The organism is Ectopseudomonas alcaliphila, from assembly GCF_900101755.1.
GTDB lineage: Bacteria > Pseudomonadota > Gammaproteobacteria > Pseudomonadales > Pseudomonadaceae > Aquipseudomonas > Aquipseudomonas alcaliphila.
Map to the genome: position 1 here is coordinate 249,589 of NZ_FNAE01000003.1, position 24,313 is coordinate 273,901.

General features: G+C 64.5%; 22 protein-coding genes. 9 read left to right on the forward strand and 13 right to left on the reverse strand.

From position 1 onward, the window contains the following. Positions 1-11 precede the first annotated feature (11 nt). On the reverse strand, positions 12-1,403 hold the full coding sequence (locus BLR77_RS12880) for an iron-containing redox enzyme family protein (RefSeq protein WP_074678335.1): 1,392 nt from the start codon (positions 1,401-1,403) through the stop codon (positions 12-14). Positions 1,404-1,575: 172 nt separating this feature from the next. Between BLR77_RS12880 and BLR77_RS12885 the strand changes: the two genes are divergently transcribed. The 4 genes from BLR77_RS12885 (at position 1,576) to BLR77_RS12900 (ending at position 3,826) form a co-directional block, all read left to right on the forward strand. Continuing rightward, complete coding sequence (locus BLR77_RS12885; protein ID WP_074678337.1) at positions 1,576-2,712, forward strand: carboxylate-amine ligase; 1,137 nt, start codon at positions 1,576-1,578, stop codon at positions 2,710-2,712. Positions 2,713-2,793: 81 nt separating this feature from the next. Next, the gene (locus BLR77_RS12890) at positions 2,794-3,138 is read left to right on the forward strand and encodes a YgaP family membrane protein (protein ID WP_074678339.1); all 345 of its coding nucleotides are present in this window, start codon (positions 2,794-2,796) and stop codon (positions 3,136-3,138) included. Between the two features lie 68 nt (positions 3,139-3,206). Continuing rightward, on the forward strand, positions 3,207-3,629 hold the full coding sequence (locus BLR77_RS12895) for a hypothetical protein (RefSeq protein ID WP_074678341.1): 423 nt from the start codon (positions 3,207-3,209) through the stop codon (positions 3,627-3,629). Beyond that, a complete protein-coding gene (locus BLR77_RS12900) occupies positions 3,626-3,826 on the forward strand; it encodes a hypothetical protein (RefSeq protein ID WP_074678343.1) in 201 nt (66 codons plus the stop codon). Before BLR77_RS12895 ends, BLR77_RS12900 begins: the two co-directional genes overlap by 4 nt. Positions 3,827-3,977: 151 nt before the next feature. Here BLR77_RS12900 and BLR77_RS12905 read toward each other — a convergent pair whose 3' ends face one another. After that, complete coding sequence (locus BLR77_RS12905; protein WP_074678345.1) at positions 3,978-4,358, reverse strand: Rho termination factor N-terminal domain-containing protein; 381 nt, start codon at positions 4,356-4,358, stop codon at positions 3,978-3,980. A 152-nt stretch (positions 4,359-4,510) separates the two neighbouring features. Here BLR77_RS12905 and BLR77_RS12910 point away from each other — a divergent pair, with 152 nt between their 5' ends. The 4 genes from BLR77_RS12910 (at position 4,511) to glgB (ending at position 12,644) form a co-directional block, all read left to right on the forward strand. Continuing rightward, a complete protein-coding gene (locus BLR77_RS12910) occupies positions 4,511-5,035 on the forward strand; it encodes an MgtC/SapB family protein (RefSeq protein WP_074678347.1) in 525 nt (174 codons plus the stop codon). A gap of 145 nt (positions 5,036-5,180) precedes the next feature. Further along, positions 5,181-7,163 carry an alpha-1,4-glucan--maltose-1-phosphate maltosyltransferase gene (locus tag BLR77_RS12915; protein WP_074678349.1) on the forward strand — a complete coding sequence of 661 codons (1,983 nt, stop codon included), beginning with the start codon at positions 5,181-5,183 and terminating at the stop codon, positions 7,161-7,163. A gap of 16 nt (positions 7,164-7,179) precedes the next feature. After that, the gene (treS, locus tag BLR77_RS12920; RefSeq protein WP_074678351.1) at positions 7,180-10,485 is read left to right on the forward strand and encodes a maltose alpha-D-glucosyltransferase; all 3,306 of its coding nucleotides are present in this window, start codon (positions 7,180-7,182) and stop codon (positions 10,483-10,485) included. Then, complete coding sequence (gene glgB, locus BLR77_RS12925; protein WP_074678353.1) at positions 10,482-12,644, forward strand: 1,4-alpha-glucan branching protein GlgB; 2,163 nt, start codon at positions 10,482-10,484, stop codon at positions 12,642-12,644. Before treS ends, glgB begins: the two co-directional genes overlap by 4 nt. Before the next feature lie 152 nt (positions 12,645-12,796). Here glgB and BLR77_RS12930 read toward each other — a convergent pair whose 3' ends face one another. The 4 genes from BLR77_RS12930 to BLR77_RS12945 form a co-directional block, all read right to left on the reverse strand. Further along, positions 12,797-13,210, reverse strand: coding sequence for a CBS domain-containing protein (locus BLR77_RS12930; RefSeq protein ID WP_074678355.1), 414 nt, complete (start codon positions 13,208-13,210; stop codon positions 12,797-12,799). A gap of 69 nt (positions 13,211-13,279) precedes the next feature. Continuing rightward, positions 13,280-14,050 (reverse strand): alpha/beta hydrolase family protein, encoded by a 771-nt coding sequence (locus tag BLR77_RS12935; RefSeq protein WP_074678357.1) that lies wholly within the window; start codon positions 14,048-14,050, stop codon positions 13,280-13,282. Beyond that, positions 14,047-15,135 (reverse strand): DUF3182 family protein, encoded by a 1,089-nt coding sequence (locus BLR77_RS12940; protein WP_074678359.1) that lies wholly within the window; start codon positions 15,133-15,135, stop codon positions 14,047-14,049. Before BLR77_RS12940 ends, BLR77_RS12935 begins: the two co-directional genes overlap by 4 nt. After that, the gene (locus tag BLR77_RS12945) at positions 15,135-15,566 is read right to left on the reverse strand and encodes a hypothetical protein (protein WP_394328051.1); all 432 of its coding nucleotides are present in this window, start codon (positions 15,564-15,566) and stop codon (positions 15,135-15,137) included. Before BLR77_RS12945 ends, BLR77_RS12940 begins: the two co-directional genes overlap by 1 nt. A gap of 193 nt (positions 15,567-15,759) precedes the next feature. Here BLR77_RS12945 and BLR77_RS12950 point away from each other — a divergent pair, with 193 nt between their 5' ends. After that, on the forward strand, positions 15,760-18,225 hold the full coding sequence (locus tag BLR77_RS12950; protein ID WP_074678363.1) for a glycogen/starch/alpha-glucan phosphorylase: 2,466 nt from the start codon (positions 15,760-15,762) through the stop codon (positions 18,223-18,225). Between the two features lie 16 nt (positions 18,226-18,241). Here the strand turns inward: BLR77_RS12950 and BLR77_RS12955 are convergent, their stop codons facing one another. The 7 genes from BLR77_RS12955 to BLR77_RS12980 all read right to left on the reverse strand — a co-directional run bounded on the left by BLR77_RS12955 (position 18,242) and on the right by BLR77_RS12980 (position 24,303). Continuing rightward, entirely contained in the window at positions 18,242-18,463 is a 222-nt protein-coding gene (locus BLR77_RS12955; RefSeq protein WP_074678365.1) for a hypothetical protein, read from the reverse strand. A gap of 174 nt (positions 18,464-18,637) precedes the next feature. Next, positions 18,638-19,612 (reverse strand): lysylphosphatidylglycerol synthase domain-containing protein, encoded by a 975-nt coding sequence (locus BLR77_RS12960; protein ID WP_074678367.1) that lies wholly within the window; start codon positions 19,610-19,612, stop codon positions 18,638-18,640. Then, positions 19,609-20,811 (reverse strand): cardiolipin synthase ClsB, encoded by a 1,203-nt coding sequence (gene clsB, locus BLR77_RS12965; protein ID WP_074678369.1) that lies wholly within the window; start codon positions 20,809-20,811, stop codon positions 19,609-19,611. Before clsB ends, BLR77_RS12960 begins: the two co-directional genes overlap by 4 nt. Next, positions 20,808-21,596: an endonuclease/exonuclease/phosphatase family protein gene (locus tag BLR77_RS12970; protein WP_074678371.1), complete on the reverse strand. Its 789-nt coding sequence runs from the start codon at positions 21,594-21,596 to the stop codon at positions 20,808-20,810. The genes clsB and BLR77_RS12970 overlap by 4 nt, the downstream gene beginning before the upstream one ends. A gap of 16 nt (positions 21,597-21,612) precedes the next feature. After that, entirely contained in the window at positions 21,613-21,768 is a 156-nt protein-coding gene (locus tag BLR77_RS25480; RefSeq protein WP_156085549.1) for a hypothetical protein, read from the reverse strand. A 158-nt stretch (positions 21,769-21,926) separates the two neighbouring features. Continuing rightward, entirely contained in the window at positions 21,927-24,041 is a 2,115-nt protein-coding gene (gene glgX / locus BLR77_RS12975; RefSeq protein ID WP_074678373.1) for a glycogen debranching protein GlgX, read from the reverse strand. A gap of 10 nt (positions 24,042-24,051) precedes the next feature. Next, positions 24,052-24,303, reverse strand: a complete 252-nt coding sequence (locus BLR77_RS12980; protein WP_074678375.1) for a DUF2934 domain-containing protein — start codon at positions 24,301-24,303, stop codon at positions 24,052-24,054. Positions 24,304-24,313 lie beyond the last annotated feature (10 nt).

Here is a 24,313-nt window from a genome sequence, read left to right on the forward strand (position 1 = left end):
GGGCAGGGCGGCTACTGGATCAGTGCCGCGAAGGTGCGGGTGGCTGCCAGGCCGGCGCTGGACCAATGCTGCGCTGGCGCCTGCAGGCCGATCAGGCGAGATTCGCGACGATAGGCGTCCATGCCTTGCAACTCCTGGATCAGTTCGCGGCGCTCGCGGTCCAGCTCGCCATGCTGCGAACTGCCCGCCAGCGACAGTGCAGCCTGAGGCTTGCGCCGTGGGCGGAAGGGTTTTGTCTGCGTCTCCGGCTGCCAGCTACCAGCGATCCAGTCATGCAGCAACTGGCTCTCATAGGGGCTGAAGACGCCAAACATGGCGGCTCCCGGCCCCTGCACCAGACGCCAGAAACGGCTGCTGGCCGGGTCCGTGTCGCGCCGTATCCAGCCGTTGTTCTGCAGCGCTTCGAGAAAGCCCGCCACACTGCCGGAGCTGCCCAGCCATTGATTGACCGTGCGCCCTTCGATGCGGCAGTAGTCGGAATGCACCTGGCTGGCGACCTTGCGCTTGCGCTCGAACATCTGCAGCACCTGCTGGTGCAAGTCGAAGCTGTCGATCACGCTGGTAGAACCCACGCCCAAGTCATTGAGCAGGTAGCCGCGCATCACCCGCTGGTAGAACGCCTGTGCGTCGCCCACGCGCGGCAGGTTGGTCAGCACGCTCTGTACGGCCTTGGCGGCGTGACCGCTGGAGCCGTTATCGATAGTCACGTGGAGCTGGAAGTAGTAGGGATCGATTTCCAGCTCGTTCAACTCGAAGGCGCTGATCAGCAAGTGCAGCGGCAACTGTTCATAACCGAGGTTGTAGCCGATCACTTCGGGCAGAAACTCGTCGGCCAGCAGGCCAAGCGCCAGTTGGATAGCGCCCTGACGATACAGGGCATCATCCAGGTCGAAGACGTCCTCACAACCCTGGCTGGCCAACAGACGCTGATAGAGCAACACGTGATTCTGCGCAGCGACGCCATCGCCAAGCTCTTCCAGATAAGTGCGCACCAGCGGGAATACGCGATAGTCGCGCCAGTGGGGCAGGACGCCGTAGAGCCAGGCACCGTCGACCAGCTTCGTTGGGGCGACGCTACGCAGAAAATGCAGGGCGTCGGCCTTGCGCGGGAAATAGCGACGCCCCTCACCGGCACGGCGCCCGGCCAGATAGCCGGCGTAGTCCGCTGTCACGCGCTGGTGCTGCAGTTGCGACCAGACCGCCAGCTCATAAGGGCTTTGCGGCAGCTCGCAGGGTAGTTCTGCCACCTCTTGCAAGCATTCGAGCAGAAACTCGCGCGCCTGCGGATGGCCGGGCTCTGGCTCGTCCAGCAACTGCTGATAAAGGCTTTGCAAAGGACCGCGCGCGGGAGCGAGCGAGATGTGCTGGACGCCGGGACTGTCGATGAAACTGGCAATCGACATGGGTCAAATCTCCTGAATAGGGCCATGTGTCAGAGGGCCGTGTGTTGCATATGAGAGGCTTGCCCGAATAAAGATTCCCCCTGAATTTTCGCCGGCGAGCAGGTGATCAAAGAGGTTGAACTCACGCCTCCCCGAGGCTCTCAACTGCAGGAACCACGGGAGCAGGCGAGTCATGCTAGCGAGCACGTTCGGCATCGAAGAGGAGTACTTTCTTACCGACCTGGCAAGCCGCTGCGTCGCGCAGCACGGGGTCGAGGCCTTCGCCATATCCATTCGCCGCGCCCTTGGTCAGCGGGTGGCGCGAGAGATGTTCGCCGCGCAGTTCGAAGTGGTCACGCCAGTGCTGAACAGCCTCGATGAGGCGCGCGACTTTCTCGGCCACGCGCGTACTACCATGGCCAGACAGGCCAGTGAATTCGGCTGTGGAATCCTCGCTGCCGGTACGCATCCGCTGGGGCATTGGCGCCGTGTGCAAGCCACCAACATGGCGCGCTACCGAGCGATCTTCGACGACTATCGAATCGTCGCCAGCCGCAGCGTGTTGGCCGGCCTGCATGTGCATGTCGGCGTGCCCGAGGGTGTCGACCGCATTCGTCTGATGAACCGGCTGACGCCCTGGCTGCCGTTGCTGCTCGGCCTGAGCGCGTCCTCGCCGTTCTGGGATGGTCGGCCCTGCGGTTTGATGAGCTATCGCCAGGCGGTCTGCGATGAGTGGCCGCGCATGGGCATTCCCGATCACTTTCGCGATGACGCCGAGTACCAGCGCTACCTGAAGGTGATGACCGATACCGACTGCATCGGCTCGGCCGTCAATCTGTGGTGGAACATCCGCCCGTCATTGCGTTTCCCGACTCTGGAGCTGCGCATCGCCGATGCCTGCCCGCAGCTGGACGACGCCCTGTGCATCGCCGGGCTGTTCCGCGCCATGCTCGGCCATGCACTGAATGCGCCTCACCATGATTGGTTCGATGATCCGCTGACCCGCATCCTCACCCTGGAAAACCGCTGGCGCGCCAAGCGCCGCGGCCTGCGCGGGCTGTTCATCGAACCGCGCAGCCAGAGCACCTTGCCATTCGCCGCCTGGCTGGACGAAGTGCTGGCCTGCATCGGCTCGGAGATCCCGCCAGGCGAGCGCTGGATCATGCCCCACGCGCGCAAGCTGGCCCGGGTCGGCGGCAGCGCCGAGCTACAGCTCGCCACCTACCGCCGTGCTCGCAGCGGCGGCGCCGACCATCGTGCGGCCCTGTTCGGGGTGGTCGACTCGCTGATGCAGCAGACGGCGCAGATGGACCTTCGGCAAATAGCCTGAACCTTTACCGGGCACATGCCTTTCTAAAACCTCACGGGAGCCGCAATGGGCTCTGTTATCCAATGTTCAGGAGGAAACACCATGTCACTGACCCATAACGTCCATCGTCTGGAACGTGCCGTATCGCTCGCCACTGGTGCCACCGCCATCGTCGCCGGCGTGTGCCAGGGCGGCTCGTCAGGTGTGTTCAAGGCCCTTGGTGGCGCCGCGCTGCTGCAGCGTGGGATCAGCGGACACTGCGTGATCAAGGGGATGATCAGCGACCCCAGGAGCGAACTCGAATGCCTGCGTCAATGCGTGGCCGATCTGCGTGCGGCGCTACCGAGGCTGCAGAAGGAGATGGATCGGATGAAAGGTCAGCAGGAGAAGCGGCTCGATCACGCCGTGGAGGAAACCTTTCCCGCCAGCGACCCCATTTCGCCTTGATCTGAACCTCCAGGCGATGGCGCGAGCGCGTCATCGCCGCGCATGAAGGTTATCCAGGGAGATATGCCATGAAAGACAGCACACCCATTTCCAGGCCAGCTGAAGCGGCCGAAGAGACGCTGGACTTCATCGATGATGAAGACAGCCTCGGCACCGGCGAACCCATATTGCAGCCGACTGCGCGCCCCTCGACCACGGCGCAGGATCAGCCCGGATTGACCGGCGCTGCGACGCTCGGTGAAAGCGAGCACGAGGACAATGTCAGCCTCGATGACCTGAGCCCGGATACCCTGATCGATGACAGCGGCGCACGCTCACCGCTGGAGAGCGGCGCAAAAGGGGCGCTGGATGAAGAACTCAGCGTGGTCGACGAGACTCAGGTCGGTGGTGGCGCGGGTCTCGATGAAGCGGAGCTGGCGCGTTCCGCGCCGCTCGACGGCAAGCCTTGGAGCGATGAGGTCGTGCCCACCGATAAGAAGCGCAAGCCATGAACCCGCAGACCTGCGCGTGCCCGCATTGTGATTGTGCGGTGCAGTCCCGGGAGTGGTTACATGAAGTCGCGGGCGATGATCTGATTTACTGCTGCGAGGCCTGCATGCAGCGTCATCCCAAGGGGATGCTCCAGTGCCAGAGCGCCGGCTGCGATTGCGGCGAGCGCATGGAGCGTGAACGCGACCTGATGTCTTGATAGACGTCACTCCCGCGCAGGCGGGAGCCCAGCTCTCACGGTGTTTCGGGGTTCCCGCCTGTGCAGGAATGACGAGCCTTTCAGGCTGTTCTGCTCACTCGCCGCCACGGGGCTGTGAAAATCGTCAGTTCCCCGAGGAAGCAGCGTCGCCTCAGGCACTGGCCTTGCGCAGCGCCTGCAGCAGCTCCTCCTTGCGCATGCGCGAGCGCCCGGCGATATCCCGCTTGCGCGCCAGATCCATCAGCTCGGTCTTGTTCATCGCTTCCAGGCGTTGACCGGGGCGGGGTGTGCCTTCACGGGTTGCGGCGGCGCGCCGTGCCGAGGATTTGCGTGCAGCCTCCTTGCTGGCTGCGCTGGTCTTCTGCCCGGAGCCGCCGGCCTTCTCGCCACCACCGGACTGCTTGTTGACCGTGGCCCAGGCGCGCGCTTCGGCCTCGTCCTGCGGCACACCGCGATCCTTGTAGCTGTCTTCAATGTGCTCGGCCTTGCGCTTCTGCTTGGCGGTGTACTTGTCTTTGCTGCCACGGGGCATGAGCGTTCTCCCGATTGGTTGTGAGGTCTAAAGGGAGTGAATGCACGCAGGGACATAGGTTCCCAGCTTCGGATGATCGGCGGCGACGATCATCCGAACCTCCAGGTGCCTACGTCGCTCAGAAGGAAAGCGTCCCAGGAGATCGAACGAAGATGGACATACTCGAGCGAGTTCTCACCACTCTGGTGCAGGAGTTTTCCGACCTTGGCCAGGTCGAGCACATCACCCGTGCCACGCTGCGCCTGATTCTGGCCATGTTCCTCGGCGGGCTGCTTGGCTACGAGCGTGAGGTCATGGGCAAGGCCGCCGGCATGCGTACACATATGCTGGTGTGTCTCGGCGCGGCGATCTTCGTCATGGCGTTGGAGCAGGACGGCGCTGAGGCCGATGCCATGAGCCGGGTGATTCAGGGCATCGCCGCCGGCGTCGGTTTTCTTGGCGCCGGCACCATTCTCAAAGGCCAGAACATCTCTGACGTGAAGGGGCTGACCACCGCCGCCGGCCTGTGGGCCTCGGCTGCCATCGGCGTGGCGGTCGGCCTTGGGCGCGAGGCCACTGCCGTGCTGTCGACGGTGATCGTGCTGGTGGTGTTGCACCTGATGCCGCTGCTGGTCGACCCAGGCACCAGAAACCGGCCGGATGATCAGACCGAGGATGAACCTGGCGACAGGCAATAGCCCGTAGGCCCGGCAAAAACTGCCTGAACTTTTCCCACCGCTTCCGTCTCGGAATTTCTGACAGGTGCAGCGCTTCGCGCGCTGCCGCATACCTGCCCGCCAACCCCTTCAAAAACGTCTGCCAGGCGTAGAGGAGCCAGGAACGATGCCGTCCCAGCAGCATGCCGATCAGACCGTCAGCCACGCCATCGCCCAGCCCCGGCTGGCCATCGAAGCAGTACAACCGATCGTTGAAGGTGGCCGCTTCGCCAGCAAATGCCTATGTGGTCGGGAGTTTCCGGTCACGGCGGTGATCTTCGGCGACGGCCACGAGCAACTGGCCGCCGATCTGCTGTGGCGAGGCAACGGTCAGGCCACCTGGCAGCGCACGCCGATGCAGGCGCTGGGCAATGATCGCTGGACCGCGTCGCTGGAAATCGCCGAGCAGGGCCGTGGCGAATTCGCCATCGAAGCCTGGCTGGACGTCTATGCCAGCTTTCGCCAGGAACTGGTGAAGAAGCTCGGCGCCGGCGTGCCGGTGGAGCTCGAACTGCAGGAAGGCGCGCAACTGGTTCGGCGTATTGCCGCGCAGGCCCCGCAAGAGCTGCGTGCCGAGCTGGCAGCGCTGGTCGAACGCATGGAGGCCTCGCAATCGCAGGCCGAACGCGAAGCGGTGTTGATCGACCCATCCGTCAACGAGCTGATGCGCCGCGCCGAATACCGCCCGCATCTGCTGCGCACACCGAACTATCCGCTGGACGTGGAGCGGGCCCTGGCCGAGTTCGCCAGCTGGTACGAGCTGTTCCCCCGTTCGCTGGGCGATGAGCGGCGCCACGGCACCTTCGCCGACGTGCACGCGCGCATCCCGGAAATCGCCCGGATGGGCTTCGACGTGCTGTATTTCCCCCCCATTCATCCCATCGGTCGGGCCCACCGCAAGGGGCCGAACAACAGCCTCAAGGCCGGCCCGAACGACCCCGGCAGCCCTTATGCCATCGGCAGCGAGGAGGGCGGCCACGACGCTGTGCACCCGCAGCTGGGCAGCCTCGAGGATTTTCGCCAACTGGTGCAAGTAGCCCGCGAGCATGGCCTGGAAGTGGCACTGGATTTTGCCGTGCAGTGCTCGCCCGATCACCCCTGGCTCAAGCAGCACCCCGGCTGGTTCAGCTGGCGCCCGGACGGCAGCATCCGCCATGCCGAGAACCCGCCGAAGAAGTACGAAGACATCGTCAACGTCGAGTTCTATGCCGAAGCGGCGCTGCCCGATCTGTGGCTGGCTTTGCGTGACGTGGTGCTGGGTTGGGTGGAGCAGGGCGTTACGCTGTTTCGCGTCGACAACCCGCACACCAAGCCGATGCCGTTCTGGGAATGGCTGATCGCCGATGTGCGTGAGCGCCACCCCGAGGTGATCTTCCTCTCCGAGGCCTTCACCCGCCCGGCGATGATGGCGCGCCTGGGCAAGCTCGGTTTCAGCCAGAGTTACACCTACTTCACCTGGCGCAACACCAAGGCCGAGCTGCAGGCCTACTTCACCGAGCTGAACCAGCCGCCCTGGCGCGATTGCTACCGGCCGAACTTCTTCGTCAACACGCCGGACATCAATCCCTATTTCCTGCAGCGCAGCGGCCGCCCGGGCTTTCTCATCCGTGCGGCGCTGGCGACCATGGGCTCCGGGCTGTGGGGCATGTATTCGGGCTTCGAGCTGTGCGAGGCCGAGCCGGTACCGGGCAAGGAGGAGTACTTCGACTCGGAGAAGTACCAGCTGCGCCCGCGCGACTACCAGGCACCCGGCAACATCAACGCCGAGATCACCCGGCTCAACCAGATCCGCCGCGACAACCCGGCGCTGCAGACTCATCTGGGCTTCCAGGCCTACACCGCGTGGAACGACAACATCCTCTACTTCGGCAAGCGCACTGCGGACCTGAGCAACTTCATCCTGGTGGCCATCAGCCTCGATCCGCACCACGCCCAGGAAGCGCACTTCGAACTGCCGCTGTGGGAGTTGGGCTTGCCTGACGATGCCGACGTGGTCGGCGAGGACCTGATGAACGGCCACCGCTGGACCTGGCACGGCAAGGTGCAGTGGATGCGCATCGAACCCTGGCACCTGCCATTCGGTATCTGGCGTATCCAGACCGCCCGCTGATCAACGGAGTACCACCATGGCCAAGCGCAGCGCCGGCAAGACCTTCCTCAATGACCCGCAGTGGTACAAGGACGCGGTGATCTACCAGGTCCACGTGAAGTCGTTCTTCGATGCCAACAACGACGGCATCGGTGACTTCCAGGGCCTGATCGACAAGCTCGACTATATCGCCGACCTCGGTGTGAACACCCTCTGGCTGCTGCCGTTCTACCCCTCGCCACGGCGCGACGACGGTTACGACATCGCCATGTATCGCGGCGTACACACGGACTACGGCTCATTGAGCGATGCCCGGCGCTTCATCGCCGAAGCGCATCGTCGCGGCTTGCGTGTGATCACCGAACTGGTGATCAACCACACCTCGGATCAGCATCCTTGGTTCCAGCGCGCGCGCCGCGCGAAGAAGGGCTCCAAGGCGCGCGACTACTACGTGTGGTCCGACAGCGACGAGAAGTACGCCGGCACACGGATCATCTTCATCGACAGCGAGAAGTCCAACTGGACCTGGGATGCGGTGGCCGGCCAGTACTTCTGGCACCGCTTCTACTCGCACCAGCCGGACCTCAACTTCGACAACCCCAAGGTGCTCGACGCCGTGCTCGGGGTGATGCGCTTCTGGCTCGACATGGGCGTCGACGGCCTGCGCCTGGACGCCATCCCGTACCTGATCGAGCGCGACGGCACCAACAGCGAGAACCTGCCGGAGACCCATGCCGTGCTCAAGCGCATACGCGCCGAGCTGGATGCACGTTACCCGGATCGCCTGCTGCTGGCCGAGGCCAACCAGTGGCCGGAAGACACGCGGCCGTATTTTGGCGACGACGACGAATGCCACATGGCGTTCCACTTCCCGCTGATGCCGCGCATGTACATGGCCATCGCACAGGAGGATCGCTTCCCGATCACCGACATCCTGCGCCAGACGCCGGAGATTCCACCGAATTGCCAGTGGGCGATCTTCCTGCGCAACCACGATGAGCTGACCCTGGAGATGGTCACCGACGACGAGCGCGACTACCTGTGGAATTACTACGCGGCCGACAGCCGTGCGCGCATCAACCTGGGCATCCGCCGCCGCCTGGCGCCCTTGGTGGGACGCGACCGCCGGCGCATCGAGCTGCTCAACAGCCTGCTGCTGTCGATGCCCGGCACGCCAACGCTGTACTACGGCGACGAGATCGGCATGGGCGACAACATCTACCTCGGCGACCGCGACGGCGTGCGCACGCCCATGCAGTGGTCGGTGGACCGCAACGGCGGTTTCTCCCGCGCCGACCCGGCCAGCCTGGTGCTGCCGCCGATCATGGACCCGCTGTACGGCTACCAGACCATCAACGTCGAGGCCCAGGCGCGCGATCCGCATTCGCTGCTCAACTGGACGCGGCGCATGCTCGCCATCCGCAACCAGCACAAGGCCTTCGGCCGTGGCTCGCTGGTGATGCTGGCCCCGAGCAACCGGCGCATCCTCGCCTACCTGCGCGGCTACAGCAACGAGCAGGGTCAGGAGCAACACATCCTCTGCGTGGCCAACCTGTCCAGTGCGGCCCAGGCCGTGGAGCTGGAACTGGCCGACTACCGCGACCGGGTGCCGGTGGAGATGATCGGCGGCGCCTCGTTCCCGCCCATCGGCCAGCTCACCTACCTGCTGACGTTGCCGCCGTACGGCTTCTACTGGTTCTACCTGGCAGACGCTTCACAGATGCCCAGCTGGCACCTCAAGCCGGTGGAGCGCATGCCGGAGCTGCAGACCCTGGTGCTCAGCCGCGCCCTCAGCGAGCTGATGGGCGAGCGCGCGCGGCAGACCCTGGAGCGCGAGTCGCTGCCGCTGTACCTGGCCAAGCGCCGTTGGTTCGCGGCCCAGCAGCCGACGCGTGACGGCGTGCGCCTGCTCTACGTCATGCCACTGGCCGAGGAGGCCGATGCGCCCATGCTGGCCGAGGTGGAGATACAGGGCAGCGACGGCGTCGAGCATTACCGTCTGCCGCTGGCTGCGGTGCCCGAGCGTGCCGAGGGCAACGATCTGCCGCAGCAACTGGCGCTGGCCCGGCTGCGCCGTGGCCGCCAGGTGGAGCTGTTGACCGATGCCTTCAGCCTGCCGCAGTTCAGCCGGCAGGTGTTGCGCCTGCTGCGCGAGCAGGCAGTGCTGCGCACCTCCGGTGGCGAGCTGCAGTTCCGCGCCGAGCCGGCGCTGCTGACGCTCGACAATCTCGACGATAACGATTTCAAACTGCTCTCGGCCGAACAGTCCAACAGCTCGGCGCTGATCGGCGAGCAACTCTTGCTCAAGCTGCTGCGCCGCGGCTTCCCCGGCATCCATCCGGAAGTGGAGATGGGCCGTTTCCTCACCGATCATGGCTACGCCAATGTCGCGCCTTTTCTTGGCGAAGTAGTGCGGGTCGACGAGCAGGGCCAGCCCCATACCCTGATGGTGGTGCAGCGTTACCTGGACAACCAGGGCGACGCCTGGGAATGGACGCTCAATACCCTCGATCGCGCCATGCGCGACACGCTGGCCGGCGGTACCAGCGCCCCCGAGCTGGATGCGCTGAGCGAACTGGCGCAGTTCGCCGGCCTGCTCGGCAAGCGCGTCGGCGAGATGCACGCGGTGCTGGCACGACCGGTGGAGAGTGCGGACTTCGGTTACCGGCTCAGTGACGAGCAGGACAGCGCGCGCTGGGCCGAATCCATCACCCGGCAAACGCAGCAGGCTCTGCAGGCCCTGAGCCGTCAACGTGACAGCCTGAGCCCGGCCAACGCCGAGCAGCTCGACTGGCTCCTGGCCCGGGAAAAGCCCCTGCTGGCCGCCATCACCCACCTGGCCACGCAGGCCGTTGGTGGCCTGCGCATCCGCGTGCATGGCGACCTGCACCTGGGCCAGGTGCTGGTGGTGCAGGGCGACGCCTACATCATCGACTTCGAAGGCGAGCCCAACCGCTCGCTGGAGGACCGCCGCCAGCGCCACAGCCCATTCAAGGATGTTGCCGGCATGCTGCGCTCCTTCGACTATGCCGCCGCCGTGGCGCAACGCAATGCCAGTGGCGTGGAAGGCGCGGTGGATGCCCAGCAGGTGGTGCGCGAGGTGTCGGCGCGTTACCGCGAGCAGTCATGCAGCGCCTTCCTCGAGGCCTATCGTCTGGCCGCCAACGGGCTGCCCCACGAATGGCACGAACGCGACGGCGAGGGCGCGGCCCTCGATCTGTTCTGCCTGGAAAAGGCTGTCTACGAAATCGTCTACGAGAGCGGCCACCGCCCCGACTGGATCGACGTCCCGCTCCAGGGGCTGGTGGATCTGGCTCGCCAATTACCAGGAGTGCGAACGTGAACCAGACCCGATTGGAACGCCTGCGACGCGCCGAGGACGACGATCCGTTCAGTTTCCTTGGCCCTCATGCTCAGGACGAAGAAACGCTGGTGCGGGTGTGGCTCCCTGGCGCCGATGCCGTGGACCTGCTGGCCAGCGATGGTATGTCGCTGGGGCGCATGCGCTGCAGCGACCCGGACGGCCTGTTCGAGCTGGAGTTGCCCCAGGCCCAGCGTTACCGCCTGCGTATTCACTGGCCGGGCGGCGTACAGGAAAGCGAAGATCCTTATGCTTTCGGGCCGTTGTTGGGTGAAACCGACCTTTACCTGTTCGCCGAGGGCAACCATCGCCGATTGTGGCGTAGCCTGGGCTCGGCGTCCGTGGAGCATGAGGGCGTGCCTGGCGTGCGCTTCGCCGTATGGGCGCCGAATGCCAGGCGCGTTTCCGTCGTCGGTGACTTCAACAACTGGGACGGCCGCCGCCATCCCATGCGCCTGCGTTATCCGGCGGGCGTGTGGGAACTGTTCATCCCGCGGCTGCAGTCGGGCGAACGCTACAAATACGAGATCCTTGGTGAGCACGGCATCCTGCCGCTGCGCGCCGACCCCATGGCGCAGTCCACCGAGGCGCCGCCGGCCACTGCTTCACGGGTGCCGCGAGCCGAAGCCTTTGCCTGGCAGGACAAACAGTGGATGAGCGAGCGCGAGCAGCGCCATACGGCGCAAGCGCCCCTGGCGATCTACGAACTGCACGCGGCCTCCTGGCAATGGGCGGACGACCGTGCGCCCGACTGGGATGAACTGGCCGAGCGCTTGATTCCCTACGTGCAGGATCTGGGTTTCACCCATATCGAGCTGATGCCGATCATGGAGCATCCGTTCGGGGGCTCCTGGGGTTACCAGCCACTGTCGATGTTCGCGCCCAGCGCACGTTTCGGCAGTCCGGAACGTTTCGCTGCCTTCGTCGACCGCTGCCACCGGGCTGGCCTCGGCGTGATTCTCGACTGGGTGCCAGGGCATTTCCCCAACGATGCCCACGGCCTGGCCGAGTTCGACGGCACCGCGCTGTACGAATACGCGCACCCGTTCGAGGGCTTTCACCCCGACTGGAACACCTGCATCTACAACCTCGGGCGCACCGAAGTCCACGGCTTCATGCTGGCCAGCGCGCTGTACTGGCTGCGCGAGTACCACATCGACGGTTTGCGCGTGGATGCGGTAGCCTCGATGCTCTACCGCGATTACTCGCGTGAGGCAGGGCAGTGGATTCCCAACCGCCATGGCGGGCGCGAGAACCTGGAGGCCATCGAATTCCTCCAGCATCTCAACGAGGTGGTGCGCAGCGAGGTGCCGGGCGCGCTGATGATCGCCGAGGAGTCCACCGCCTGGCCGGGCGTCAGCCGGCCGGTGCATGAGGGCGGTCTGGGCTTCAGTCACAAGTGGAACATGGGCTGGATGAACGACAGCCTGAGCTACATCCAGCAGGACCCCATGTACCGCCTGCACCATCATCACCTGATCACCTTCGGCCTGCATTACGCCTTTTCCGAGCGCTTCATCCTGCCGATCTCGCATGACGAGGTGGTGCACGGCAAACGCTCGCTGCTTGGGCGCATGCCGGGCGATCGCTGGCAGCAGTTTGCCAACCTGAGGTTGTTCCTCGCGCTGATGTGGACTCATCCGGGCAAGAAGCTGCTGTTCATGGGCTGCGAGTTCGGCCAGTGGCGCGAGTGGAACCACGACCAGCAACTGGATTGGTACCTGCTGCAGTATCCCGAGCATGCTGCCACCCTGGCACTGGTGCGCGAGCTGAACCGTCTGTACCGCGAAGAGCCGTCACTGCACCGCCTGGATGATCAGGACAGCGGCTTCCAGTGGCTGATCGGCGATGACGCGCGCAACAGCGTGTTCGCCTGGCTGCGCAAGGGCGGTGAGGGCGCCAGGCCACTGTTGGTGGTGCACAACTTCACCCCGCAGGTGCTCGACGGCTACCGTGTCGGCGTGCCGTGTGCAGGCGCGTGGCAGGTGCTGCTCAATACCGATGAAAGCTGCTGGAGCGGCTCGGGCGCCGGCACCCAGGGTGAGCTGCACAGCGAGCAGATGGCCGCTCACGGTCAGTCCGATTCGTTGAACTTGCACTTGCCGCCGTTGGGCACGCTGGTGCTGCGGCCTGTGCAATAAGGCTCGCCGCTGAAGCGCCTCCCACCGAGACCGAGATGTACTTGGGAGTGATGATTCTGCCCCGGCCAAATAAGGCGCCGGACTCATAGTGGGAGGGGCTTTAGCCGCGAGCATCACTGCTAAGTCCCTCCCACAGAGGTCGCAGTTGCCGGTCAGTGAGCGGAGGTCACGCCACGCAGCACGGTGTCGTTGGCCATCCGGCTGTGGCCGGAGGCAATATTGCCCAGCGATACTACACCCACCAGGCGCTTCTCGCGGTTGAGCACAGGCAGCCGGCGTACCTGGATATCGGCCATATTGGCGGCCACGTGCTCGACATCTTCATCATCGAAGCAGTAACGCACGTCGACGCTCATCACCTGGCGCACCGGAGTGTTGCCGTCCAGGCCAGCGGCCACCGCGCGCACGGCGATATCGCGGTCGGTGACCATGCCGATCAGGCGGTCGCCTTCGTGGATCAGCAGCGCGCCGCTGTCGATATCGGCCATCAACATGGCCGCGTCGCGGATGCTGCGTTCGGGGGCGAGGGTACGGACGTTGCGGGTCATGATCTTGCTGATTTTCATCGTCGTTCTCCTGTTGCAGGTTGAAGGGCGAATGCCCGATTTGAACCGCTGTGAGAGTGACGCGGCGATTCAGGAGTAGCGCACCAGATGATGCGGGTAATTGCCCACGCGAGCGCCCACCACCATCTCGCTGACCCAGTCGATCAGGATGGCTGTGTAGGCCTGCTGATGGCTGTCGTCGCTGAGGCCATGATCGGCGCCGGCCATGGTGCGATGGGTCAGCGAATGCACCTTGTCGAAGGCATTGCGATAACTCATCAGCGTGGTGTGGGGGACGAAATCGTCGTGCTCGGACTCCACCAGCAGCACATCGCCGCGAAACTCGGCGCAGGCGCTGAGCGCCAGGTTGTCCTGAGCCCGCAGCGGCGTGCGGCGATAGGTGGCGAGGCGGGCGACGTCCAACTGGCGCTTGGGCAACTGCCATTGCTCGTCCCAGTACAAGGCCGGAACCCGCAGGGCCAGCCAGCGCACCGGACGGCGCGCGCTGAGCAGGGTGGACAGGTAGCCGCCGTAGCTGGTGCCGATCACGGCGATGCACGCAGGGTCCACCGCCTCGTGCGCGGCCAGCAGGTCATAGGCGGCAAGGATGTCGGCCAGGTTCTGCTCGCGTGATACGTGCTCCCGGGCCTCGATGTTGCGTTCGTGTCCGCGCAGGTCGAAGGTCAGGCATACGCAACCCAGCCCGGCGATGCCACGGGCACGCGCCAGGTCGCGCTGCTGGCTGCCGCCCCAGCCGTGCACGAAGAGCACGCCGGGGACCTTGGTCGGGGGCGTCAGCAGGGTGCCGGCGATGTGTTCGTCGTCCACCGGAATGTCGATGCTGTGGCTGCTTGCACTCATGACGGCCCGACCTTCACATACTTGGCCAGCGGGCCGTCTTCGCTTTCCTGGCCCTGATACAGGCAGATGGAACCAGGCGGCGGTGGCGCATCCTGATAGCATTCATGAGTCGAGGCCTGCAGGGTTTGCAACTGCGGGTCGTGCATGAACGCCTCCAGGGCGAAGATCTCCGCCGCGCTGGCACCGCCCACGCGCCAGGATTGCTCCAGCACGCCGCTGCGCGACTGGCCCCGCGCGTTCAACCCCTGCGCCACGTCGTAGTTGCGCCGTGAGGCCCGGATCGAGGGGTAGACCTCCAGCGCCGCCAGCTCGAAGATACGTGCCTGCTGTACAGCCAGGCGCACGGTGCGTGGCAGATCGAGCGCCATCAGCGCCAGGAAATCGCCGCGTACCAGCGTCAGTTGCGAGCCGCCATAGACCGGGTTGCCATGGCCGTCGTCGGTCAGTTGCTGGGTGCCGTGGTAGCTCAGGGTGACGCCAGCCACCTGTATCTGGCCGACGGAGTAGGTGCTGGGCTGCTGCAGGTCTTCTTCCAGCACCAGGCCCTGGTCATGTATGCGCTGCTCGTCGAGTCCAGCCAGTGCGCGTTCCAGTTCACGATGAGTGCGCACCACTTGCTGGCCTCGGCCGCCGGTGCCGTCCACTGGCTTCAGACGAAGCGGTCCGTCACGCAGCAGGCGTTGCCCGGCCTCGGCAGCGTCTTCCAGATCAAAGACACTGAAACCCTGCAGGGTGACGCTATCTGCCTGCAGGGCCAAACGCTCGGACCATCCAGCCGGCAAATGGCGCGGCGCGTGGATGGCAGGGTGGCTGATCGCCTTGGTGGCGAGAAAGGCGTGCTCGACCTGGCCACCGAAGAAATCCTCTGGTCCCTCGATGCCGAGGGCACTGACATCGCCGATCAGGGTGTCTTCGGGCAGGAAGTAATGGTGGCCGCTGACTGACATACCGGGCTGGTAAGGTCCCAGGAAGGGACAGTCGAGCAACTGCGCCAGCTTTTCACCGAGCAGGCGCTGCACCATGCGTTCGTGGGCCATGTGCTGGGCTGCGCCAGGCAGCAGAAGCAGGCCGTCGCATGCGCTCATCAGCGAGCCTGCCAGGTGCCGCCAGAGCTCTCGCAGTCGATGCGGACCTGATCCAGGTCGCCCGCCTGATAGTAATGGGTGATCACCTTGGCATCGTTGGGGACGACGGGCCGTGGTTTGCTGCGGTCATCGTCGCCGGAACGGGGGTTGCTCAGGGTCTCCTGGGTCAGCGCCGCTTCGCAGCTACCCAGCCTGGCGTCGGCGCAGCTGGCCACCTTGCGCTGCTCGCTGTTCATCATGCCGCCGCTTTCTTCGTTATTGCAGGACCAGTCGATGTCGCCATCGCTCATGCCGATGAACTCGTAGCAGAACTCCTGTTCAACTTCCTGGATGGCTTCGCTGGAAGCGCTGGTGCTGACGTAGCAGGCGTCGGCCAGCGCGTCGCCGGCGGCCAGGGCGCCTAACAGCAGACCGGGAATGATGGCTCGCATGATGTTCTCCTCGACATTGGCATTCATCAGTTGTGAGGTGAGCCGCCAAGGTGAAGTTCAGGCTTTTTGATCAGCGGGGAAAAGGGCAGAAAAACCCTGAACTCATCGCCATTGCGAAGGCCACAAAAGAAACGCCGCCAACGCAGTTGCGGCCATGGCCATCCAACGCGCGAGCGCGCGAGGAGCTGGATAGATGAGCGAAGCGCAAACCCAGACCGACAGCGCAGTCGAGCAGTTCAAGGCGGCCATCCTGGCCAAACTGCGCTATGCGGTTGGCAAGGACCCGGCCAAAGCCTTCGACCATGACTGGTTCGAGGCACTGGCGCTGGCCACCCGCGACCATATGATCGACCGCTGGGAAGAGTCCTCTGCCCAGGTCGAGCGGCAGGGCGCCAAGCGCGTCTACTACCTGTCCCTGGAGTTTCTGATCGGTCGTTTGCTGGTGGACAACCTGAGCAATCTCGGCCTGCTTGATGTGGCGCGCCAGGCCATGGCTGAACTCGGCGTGGAGCTTGACCGTATCCGGGAGGTCGAGCCCGACGCGGCGCTCGGCAATGGAGGCCTCGGCCGCCTGGCGGCCTGTTTCATGGAGAGCATGGCCACTCTACGCCTGGCCGCCCATGGTTACGGCATTCGTTACGAGCACGGCCTGTTCCGCCAGGCGATCGTCGATGGCTGGCAGGCCGAGCAGACCGAAACCTGGCTGGATTTCGGCAATCCCTGGGAGTTCGAACGGCCAGAGGTGGCCTACCGCATCGGTTTCGGCGGCGGTGTGGAAACGCTGGATGACGAGGCAGGCGGCACGCGCCAGCACTGGCATCCGCAAGAGACGGTACGTGCCATCGCCTACGACACGCCGGTGGTAGGCTGGCGCGGCGCCTCGGTCAATACCTTGCGGCTGTGGCGCGCACGCGCCGAGGAGAACCTGCAGCTCGACCGTTTCAACGCCGGCGATCACTTCGGCGCAGTGGCCGGCGAGGTGCGTGCCGAAAGCATTTCGCGCGTGCTCTATCCAGCGGACGATACCGAGGCCGGCCAGGAGCTGCGTCTGCGTCAGGAGTATTTCCTGGTCTCCGCGTCGTTGCAGGATCTGCTCGATCGCCATCTGCGTCTGCATGACCACCTTGAGTGTCTGTCCCAGCAGGTGGCGATTCAGCTCAACGACACCCACCCGGCCATCGCCGTGGTCGAGCTGATGCGCCTGCTGGTCGATCAGCACCAGGTGCCCTGGGCGCAAGCCTGGCAACTGACCGTCGCCACCACCGCCTATACCAACCACACGCTGCTGCCGGAGGCGCTGGAGTCCTGGCCGGTGGCGTTGATGGAGCGTTTGCTGCCGCGGCATCTGCAGATCATCTACCTGATCAACGCCGAGCATATCGATGCGCTACGGGCCAAGGACATTCACGATTTTCGCCTGCTGCGTGCGGTGTCGCTGATCGAGGAAGACCACGGCCGCCGCGTGCGCATGGGCAATCTGGCGTTTCTCGGCGCGCACAGCATCAACGGCGTTTCCGCGCTGCACACGCGGCTGATGCGCGACACGGTGTTTCGTGATCTGCACCGGCTGTACCCGGACCGGGTGAACAACAAGACCAATGGCGTGACCTTTCGCCGCTGGCTGTTTCAGGTCAATCCGGCGCTCACGCACCTGCTGGTCGATGCACTGGGCGAGCAGGTTCTGCAGCAGCCCGAGGACCGTCTGCAGGCGCTGGAGCCGTTCGCCGACCGCCAGGATTTTCGCGACGAGTACGCGCTATGCCGCCAGCGCAACAAGGAGGTGCTGGCCGCGCGGGTCAGGCAGCTGCTGGGTATCAACCTCGACACCACGGCCATCTTCGATGTGCACGTCAAACGCATTCACGAGTACAAGCGCCAACTGCTCAACCTGCTGCACACCGTGGCGCTGTACCAGGCCATCCGCAACGATCCGACCACCGACTGGGTGCCGCGGGTGAAGATTTTCGCCGGCAAGGCAGCTGCCAGTTATCGCCAGGCCAAGCTGATCATCAAGCTGGCCAACGACATCAGTCGCACCATCAATGGCGATCCGACGGTGCGCGGGCTGCTCAAGGTGGTGTTCATCCCCAATTACAACGTCAGCCTGGCCGAAACCATCATTCCTGCCGCCGATCTTTCCGAGCAGATATCCACGGCCGGGCTGGAGGCATCTGGTACCAGCAATATGAAGTTCGCTCTCAATGGCGCATTGACCATCGGCACGCTGGACGGCGCCAATGTGGAAATGTGCGAGCGGGTCGGTGAAGACAACCTGTTCATCTTTGGCATGACCGCCCAGCAGGTGGCTGCACGGCAGCGCCTGGGCCTGGATATGGGCGATGTCGTGGCAGATTCGGAACGGTTGGAAGCCGCACTCGGCGCTATCCGCGCCGGCGTGTTTTCGCCGGACGATCCGGCGCGCTACGTGGGGCTGGTGGATGCGTTGCTGTACGAGGACCACTTCATGGTCTGCGCCGACTTCGACGCCTACTGGAACGCCCAGCGCCAGGTCGATAAACGCTGGCAGCGGCCCGAGCAGTGGTGGCGTTCGGCGGTGCTCAATACAGCGCGGATGGGTTGGTTCTCATCCGATCGCACCATCGCCGAATACGCCCGGGATATCTGGCAGGTACCGCTGCCGTCACGTGACGGGGAGTAGGGCGCCAGGCGCCTGTTCAACTCTGGATACGGTGCGCCGGGGTGGCGCCACCTTTTTTCGAATGCAGGATGCGCGTGACCTGCACATCGGTGAACTCGTTGGGCCACTCGAAGGTGTGCAGGGCACTGAGGTAGAAGCGCGCCTGGTGTGGCGTGAGCTGTTCGCGGTCGGACTCGACCTCCACGCTGTGCGGCTGGTTGTGCAGGATGTAGCTGATCAGATGCAATGGCTTGGCCATCTCGTGCCTCCGGTTTTGCTGAATGATGTGAGATAGACCTGCGCAACGCATGTGCGAGTTCCCTCGATCCGCCGGGTGGTGCTTAACCGTAGGGTGCGCTGCGCGCACCGGCCCCAGCGCTTTCCTGCAGCTGATGCGCTGGCGCAACCTACGTCTGAACGTTGTTTGCTCTCGCTAACCTGGTTGGGTTTCGATGCTCTGCTCGCCTTGCTTGCGCAGGGTCTTCGCGCGCTTTTCCAGCACCAGGTAGGTAGCGCTGGCCAGCAGCAGCGGCAGCAGGTAATAGAGCACGCGATAGGCGAGCAGGGCAGCGATCAGGCTGGCTTGGCTGTATTGATGCTGCAGCAAGGCGAGAAACACCGCCTCGAGCACCCCCAGGCCGGCAGGAATATGCGCCACCGCCGCCGCCATGCAGCTGATCAGCAGCACCCCGAGCACCGAGGTATAGGAGGCGCCTTCCGGCAGCAGCCAGTAGATCAGGGCAGCCATCAGCGACCAGTTGCTTGCCCCCAGGCATATCTGTAGCAGCGCCATGCGCAACGATGGCAGGGCGATGGCGCGGTCGCGAAGGTGCCAGACGCGTTGCCGGGAAAACGCGCAGATGCCGACATAAGCGCTGACCACCCCCAGCAGGGCAAAACCCAGCAGCTGCAGGCCGGTCACACCCAGCGCCCAGTTTTCCGGCAACTGCACCAGGCGCAGGGAGAAGATCACCCCGGCCAACGCCATGTAGCCGGTCCAGTTGGTCAGCAGGCTCAGGCTGAGGATGCGCGTCACATTCGAGGCGCTCAGGCCAAGGCGCATGTACAGCCGATAACGCATCGCCACGCCACCGATCCAGGTGGTGAAGTTCAGGTTGAAGGCGTAACAGACCATCGCCACCGGCAGGACCTGACGCGCCGGCAGGTGATGGCGACTGTAATGGCGGCCCAGCAAGTCGTAGCAGCCAAATACCAGATAGCTGGCGAAGGCGATCAGCGCCCCCACCGCCAGGGTTTGCGCGCTGTAGTCGCTGAGCGCCTGGCGCACTTCGCCCCAGTCCAGATTGCGCGCCAGCATGTACAGCAGGGCTGGTACAGCCAGGAGAAAGAACAGGGTGAGTGCGCGTTTGCCCCAGCGCATCCAGGGGTTGTTGTGAGCGCTATTCATCCGATCTTTTCCTCTTCATAGCCGCTGGCCTTGTCGGTTGGCTCCAGCGGTTTCAGGCTCTTGCGGTGCGCGGGTAGCCAGCCGGCGATGGCCGGAAAGCGACGCAGAAAGTGAAAGCACAGGAACACCAGCGGCGCACGCCACCAGTAGCCGCGTATCACGCGATCCAGTTCGATGCGCTTGCAGTGCTCGGCGGACAGCTCGAGCAGGTGGTCATGCAGATACTGGTTGAAGGCCCGGTCACGGATCACCAGATTGGCCTCCAGATTCAACGCCAGGCTCAGCGGGTCGAGGTTGCTCGAACCGACCGTGGCCCATTCCTCGTCCACCAGCGCCACCTTGCCGTGCAGCGGGCGCTGGCAGTATTCGTAGATCACCACGCCGTCGCGCAGCAGGTAGTTGTAGAGCAGGCGCGAGAAGGCCTGGACCCAGCGCATGTCTGGCTGGCCCTGCAGGATCAGGGTCACCTGCACGCCCCGCCGCGCGGCGTTGCGCAGGGCGCGCAGCACGCGATAGCCGGGGAAGAAATAGGCATTGGCCACCACCAGGCGTTTGCGCGCGGACTCGAAGGCGCGCAGGTGTTCGTCCTCGATATCGGTGGTGTGACGCTCGTTGTCACGCTCCAGCAGCATCACTCGAGCACCACCTGCAGGCTGTTTCGAGGGCTGCGCCGGGCTCGTCTCGCTGACGGCCGGGCGCAGGAAACGCAGCATGGCCACATGCAGATCGCTGACGATCGGACCGCTCACCTCGACGGCATAGTCCTGCTTGGCCATCTCGCCGAAGTCGCCAAGGTGATCGGCCGAATAGTTGATGCCGCCGACAAAGGCGCACTGGCCGTCGATCACCACCAGCTTGCGATGCAGGCGACGGAACAGGTTGGTACGCATGCCAAAGCGCCTGGGGCTGGGATCGAAGACATGAATCTTGACCCCTTCGCGGGTCAGCGCTGCGACGTATTCATGCTGCAGGTCGGCAGTGCCGTAGCCGTCCACGGCGATGACCACGCGTACACCGCGCCGCGCTGCGCCGATCAGCACTTCCTGCAGTTCGAGACCGACCTTGTCCTCGCGGATGATGAAGGTTTCCAGCAGCACCTCGATGCGCGCGGCACGAATGCAGTCGAACACCCGAGGGTAATAGCCCTCGCCATTGATCAGCAGGCGCAGCTGGTTGCCGTCTCGCCATATGCCACTCACAGGTGAATCTCCGCTGCCAGTGGCGCGTGATCGGACAGATGCGACCACGGCCGGGTAGACAACACCTGCGGCTGGTGCGCCGTGGCATTGCGGGTGTAGATGCGATCCAGGCGCAGCAGCGGCATGCGCGCGGGGAAACTGCGCGCGGGCTTGCCGTGACGATGTCCGAACGCCTCGCGCAGCCCATGTGGCGCCAATAGATCGTCCGCGCGCAGGCGCCAATCGTTGAAGTCGCCGGCGACTATCACCGGCGCGCTGGGTTCGAAGGTCGCCAGCAAATCCAGCAACAAGCTTATCTGCTGGCGGCGGTGCGCCTCACGCAAACCGAGGTGTACGCACACCGCATGCACGGCGTCCTGCCCCGGTACGTCGAGGCGGCAGTGCAGCAGGCCGCGCTGCTCGGTGCCGCTGACCGTCACGTCGAGGTTGTGATACTCGAGGATGGGAAAGCGCGAGAGCAGGGCGTTGCCGTGATCGCCCGCCGGGTACACGGCGTTGCGCCCGTAGGCGAACTGCGGCCACATGCTGTCGGCGAGAAATTCGTACTGCGGCACGCTGGGCCAGTCGTGGAAGCGCTTGGCATGCAGGGCATGGCTACCGAGCACCTCCTGCAGGAACACCAGGTCGGCCCCGGTGGCCTGCACCGCGCTGCGCAATTCGGGGAGGATGAAGCGGCGGTTGAGTGCGGTAAAACCCTTGTGCGTGTTGATCGTCAACACGCGCAGACATTTCATCGGTGTCACGCGGTCGATGATTACCTCCGGCTTGGCAATGGTGCTGTTCATTGTCGGCTGCGCTCGCTCACAGGTCGCCCACGGCATGAGCGAGCATGAGTTTCGCGTGTCCGCCCGCCACCCCACGGAGCATGAAGTTGTGGGTGGTGCAGGCCTGTGCATCGGGCTGCTCGACCTGATCCCGGCAGCTATCACGGTCGGCATGGAGTGCTTCGGTTGTCATCACGGGCTCCTTTTGCCAGCCAGGCGGCCGGTTTACGTAGGTTCGCTATTTCTCTTTCAGGCTGATGCGCCGCGCACGGCGCTGCTTCCAGAATTTTTCCCTCATCCTAGTTTTCGAGTTGGCAGACAAAGGCTGGGTTCAGGCTTTTTTTGCGCCTGTTAGCGCAACAACTCCAGCAGCTGCAGCGAACGCCCGGCCAGCTCTACCGCAGCGTGCTGCAACGGGCTTGGCACTGTTTGCGCGGTATGCGTATCGACCAGGCACAGCCAGTGGCGCCCGCCGTGCACTTCGGGCAGTTGGAACTCGCAGGGCTGGTGGCCCGCGTTGAGCAGCAAGAGCAGGGTGGCGTCGGCGCCGCTGCGCTTGACGCCCGATGGCTGCGCGCGGCCATCCATGAGCATGCCCATGCAGCGCGCTTCCTCGTCGTGCCAGTGGTCCTCGTTCATCTCGCCGCCTTCCGGTGCCAGCCAGGTGACGTCCTTGACGTCCAGCTCCTCGTTGTAATGTCCGACCAGAAAGCGCTGGCGGCGCAGGATCGGGTAGCTCCGGCGCAGGGCGATCAGGTGCTGGCAGAAGGCGAGCAGCTCGCGACCTTCGTCGTCGAGTGTCCAGTCCACCCAGCTCAGTTCGTTGTCCTGGCAGTAGGCGTTGTTGTTGCCGTGCTGGGTGCGGCCGAACTCGTCACCGGCCACCAGCATCGGCGTGCCCTGGGCGAACAGCAGGGTGGCCAGCATATTGCGCATCTGCTGCACGCGCAGGCGGCGGATCGACGGGTCGTCGGTGGCACCTTCGCAGCCGTGGTTCCAGGAAATGTTGCGGTCGGTGCCGTCCTGGTTGTTCTCGTCGTTGGCCTCGTTGTGCTTGTGGTCGTAGGACACCACGTCGCGCAAGGTGAAACCGTCGTGCGCGGTGATGAAGTTGACCGAAGCGAATGGCCTTCGTCCGCGCTGGTTGTACAGATCGCCCGAAGCGGTAAGGCGTCTTGCCAGTTCGCCGAGCTCGCCGCGATCACCCTTCCAGTAGGCGCGCACGTTGTCGCGAAACTTGTCGTTCCACTCGGCCCAGCCCGGCGCAAAGCCACCGACCTGATAGCCGCCGGGCCCACAGTCCCAGGGCTCGGCGATCAGCTTGACCTTGCTCAGCACCGGGTCCTGACGGCAGGCGACGAGAAAGCTGTGGCGCTCGTTGAAGCCATCGGCATAGCGCCCGAGAATGGTCGCCAGGTCGAAGCGAAAGCCATCCACGCGCATCTCGGTAGCCCAGTAGCGCAACGAGTCGGTAACCATCTGCAGCACGCAGGGATGACTCAGATCCAGCGTATTGCCGGTACCGGAGTCGTTGATGTAGTAGCGGCGTTCGTCCGGCAGCAGGCGGTAGTAGCTGGCATTGTCGATGCCGCGCATGGACAGGGTCGGGCCGCGCTCGTTGCCCTCGGCGGTGTGGTTGTAGACCACATCGAGAATCAGCTCCAGGCCGGCTTTGTGCAGGTGCGCGACCATCTCCTTGAATTCGCTGATGCGGCCGCTGGCGAGGTAGGCCGGGTGCGGTGCGAAGAAGCCGATGCTGTTGTAGCCCCAGTAGTTGTTCATGCCCTTTTCCAGCAGATGCTGGTCGTTGACGAAGGCATGCACCGGCAGCAGCTCGACGCTGGAGACGCCCAGCTCGCGGATATGCCGCAGCAACTCGGGGTTGGTCAGCCCGGCGCAGGTGCCGCGCTGATGCTCGGGTACAGCCGGATGACGCATGCTGATGCCGCGCAGGTGCGTTTCGTAGATCACCGTGCGATCCCAGGGCGTACGCAGGCTGGGTTGTTCGCCCCAGGTGAAGGCGGGGTCGATGACCTTGCACTTGGGCACGAACGGCGCGCTGTCACGCTCATCGAAGCTCAGGTCGCCGGCCGGGTCGCCGATGGTGTAACCGAATAGCGCCTCCGACCATTGCAGCTTGCCCACCAGCTGCTTGGCGTAGGGATCGATCAACAGCTTGTTGGGGTTGAAGCGATGCCCGGCTTCGGGCTCGTAGGGGCCGTACACGCGGTAACCATAGACCTGCCCGGGACGCGCGTCAGGCAGGTAGCCGTGCCAGATCTCGTCGGTGTATTCCGGCAGTTCGATGCGTTCGATTTCGCTCTCGCCGCGCTCGTCGAACAGGCACAGTTCGACCCGCGTGGCATGCGCCGAGAACAGGGCAAAGTTGACGCCGAGCCCATCCCAACTGGCGCCGAGCGGAAATGGTGTGCCCTCGGTAACGCGTGAGCGCTGATGTTTGCGCATGGTGGTGACCTCAGGCTTTCGGCGTCTTGGGCGTGCGCGGAGCACGGGGTTTCTTCAGCAGCGCCGGCTGTTCGGCTTCGCTCAGCGGCACTGTCTTGGGTTTGCTGATGCGCCGTGGTTTGGGTGCGGCCTGGGCTTGCGCCTCGGCTTCGGCCAGCTTGCTGGCCATCTTCCAGTGCCGCTCGTGCTGGCCATGGGGGCGGCCTTCGGATTCCCAGATCTGAAAGGCAAACTCACGTATGCGCTGCTCATCGATATTCATGGCGTGACTC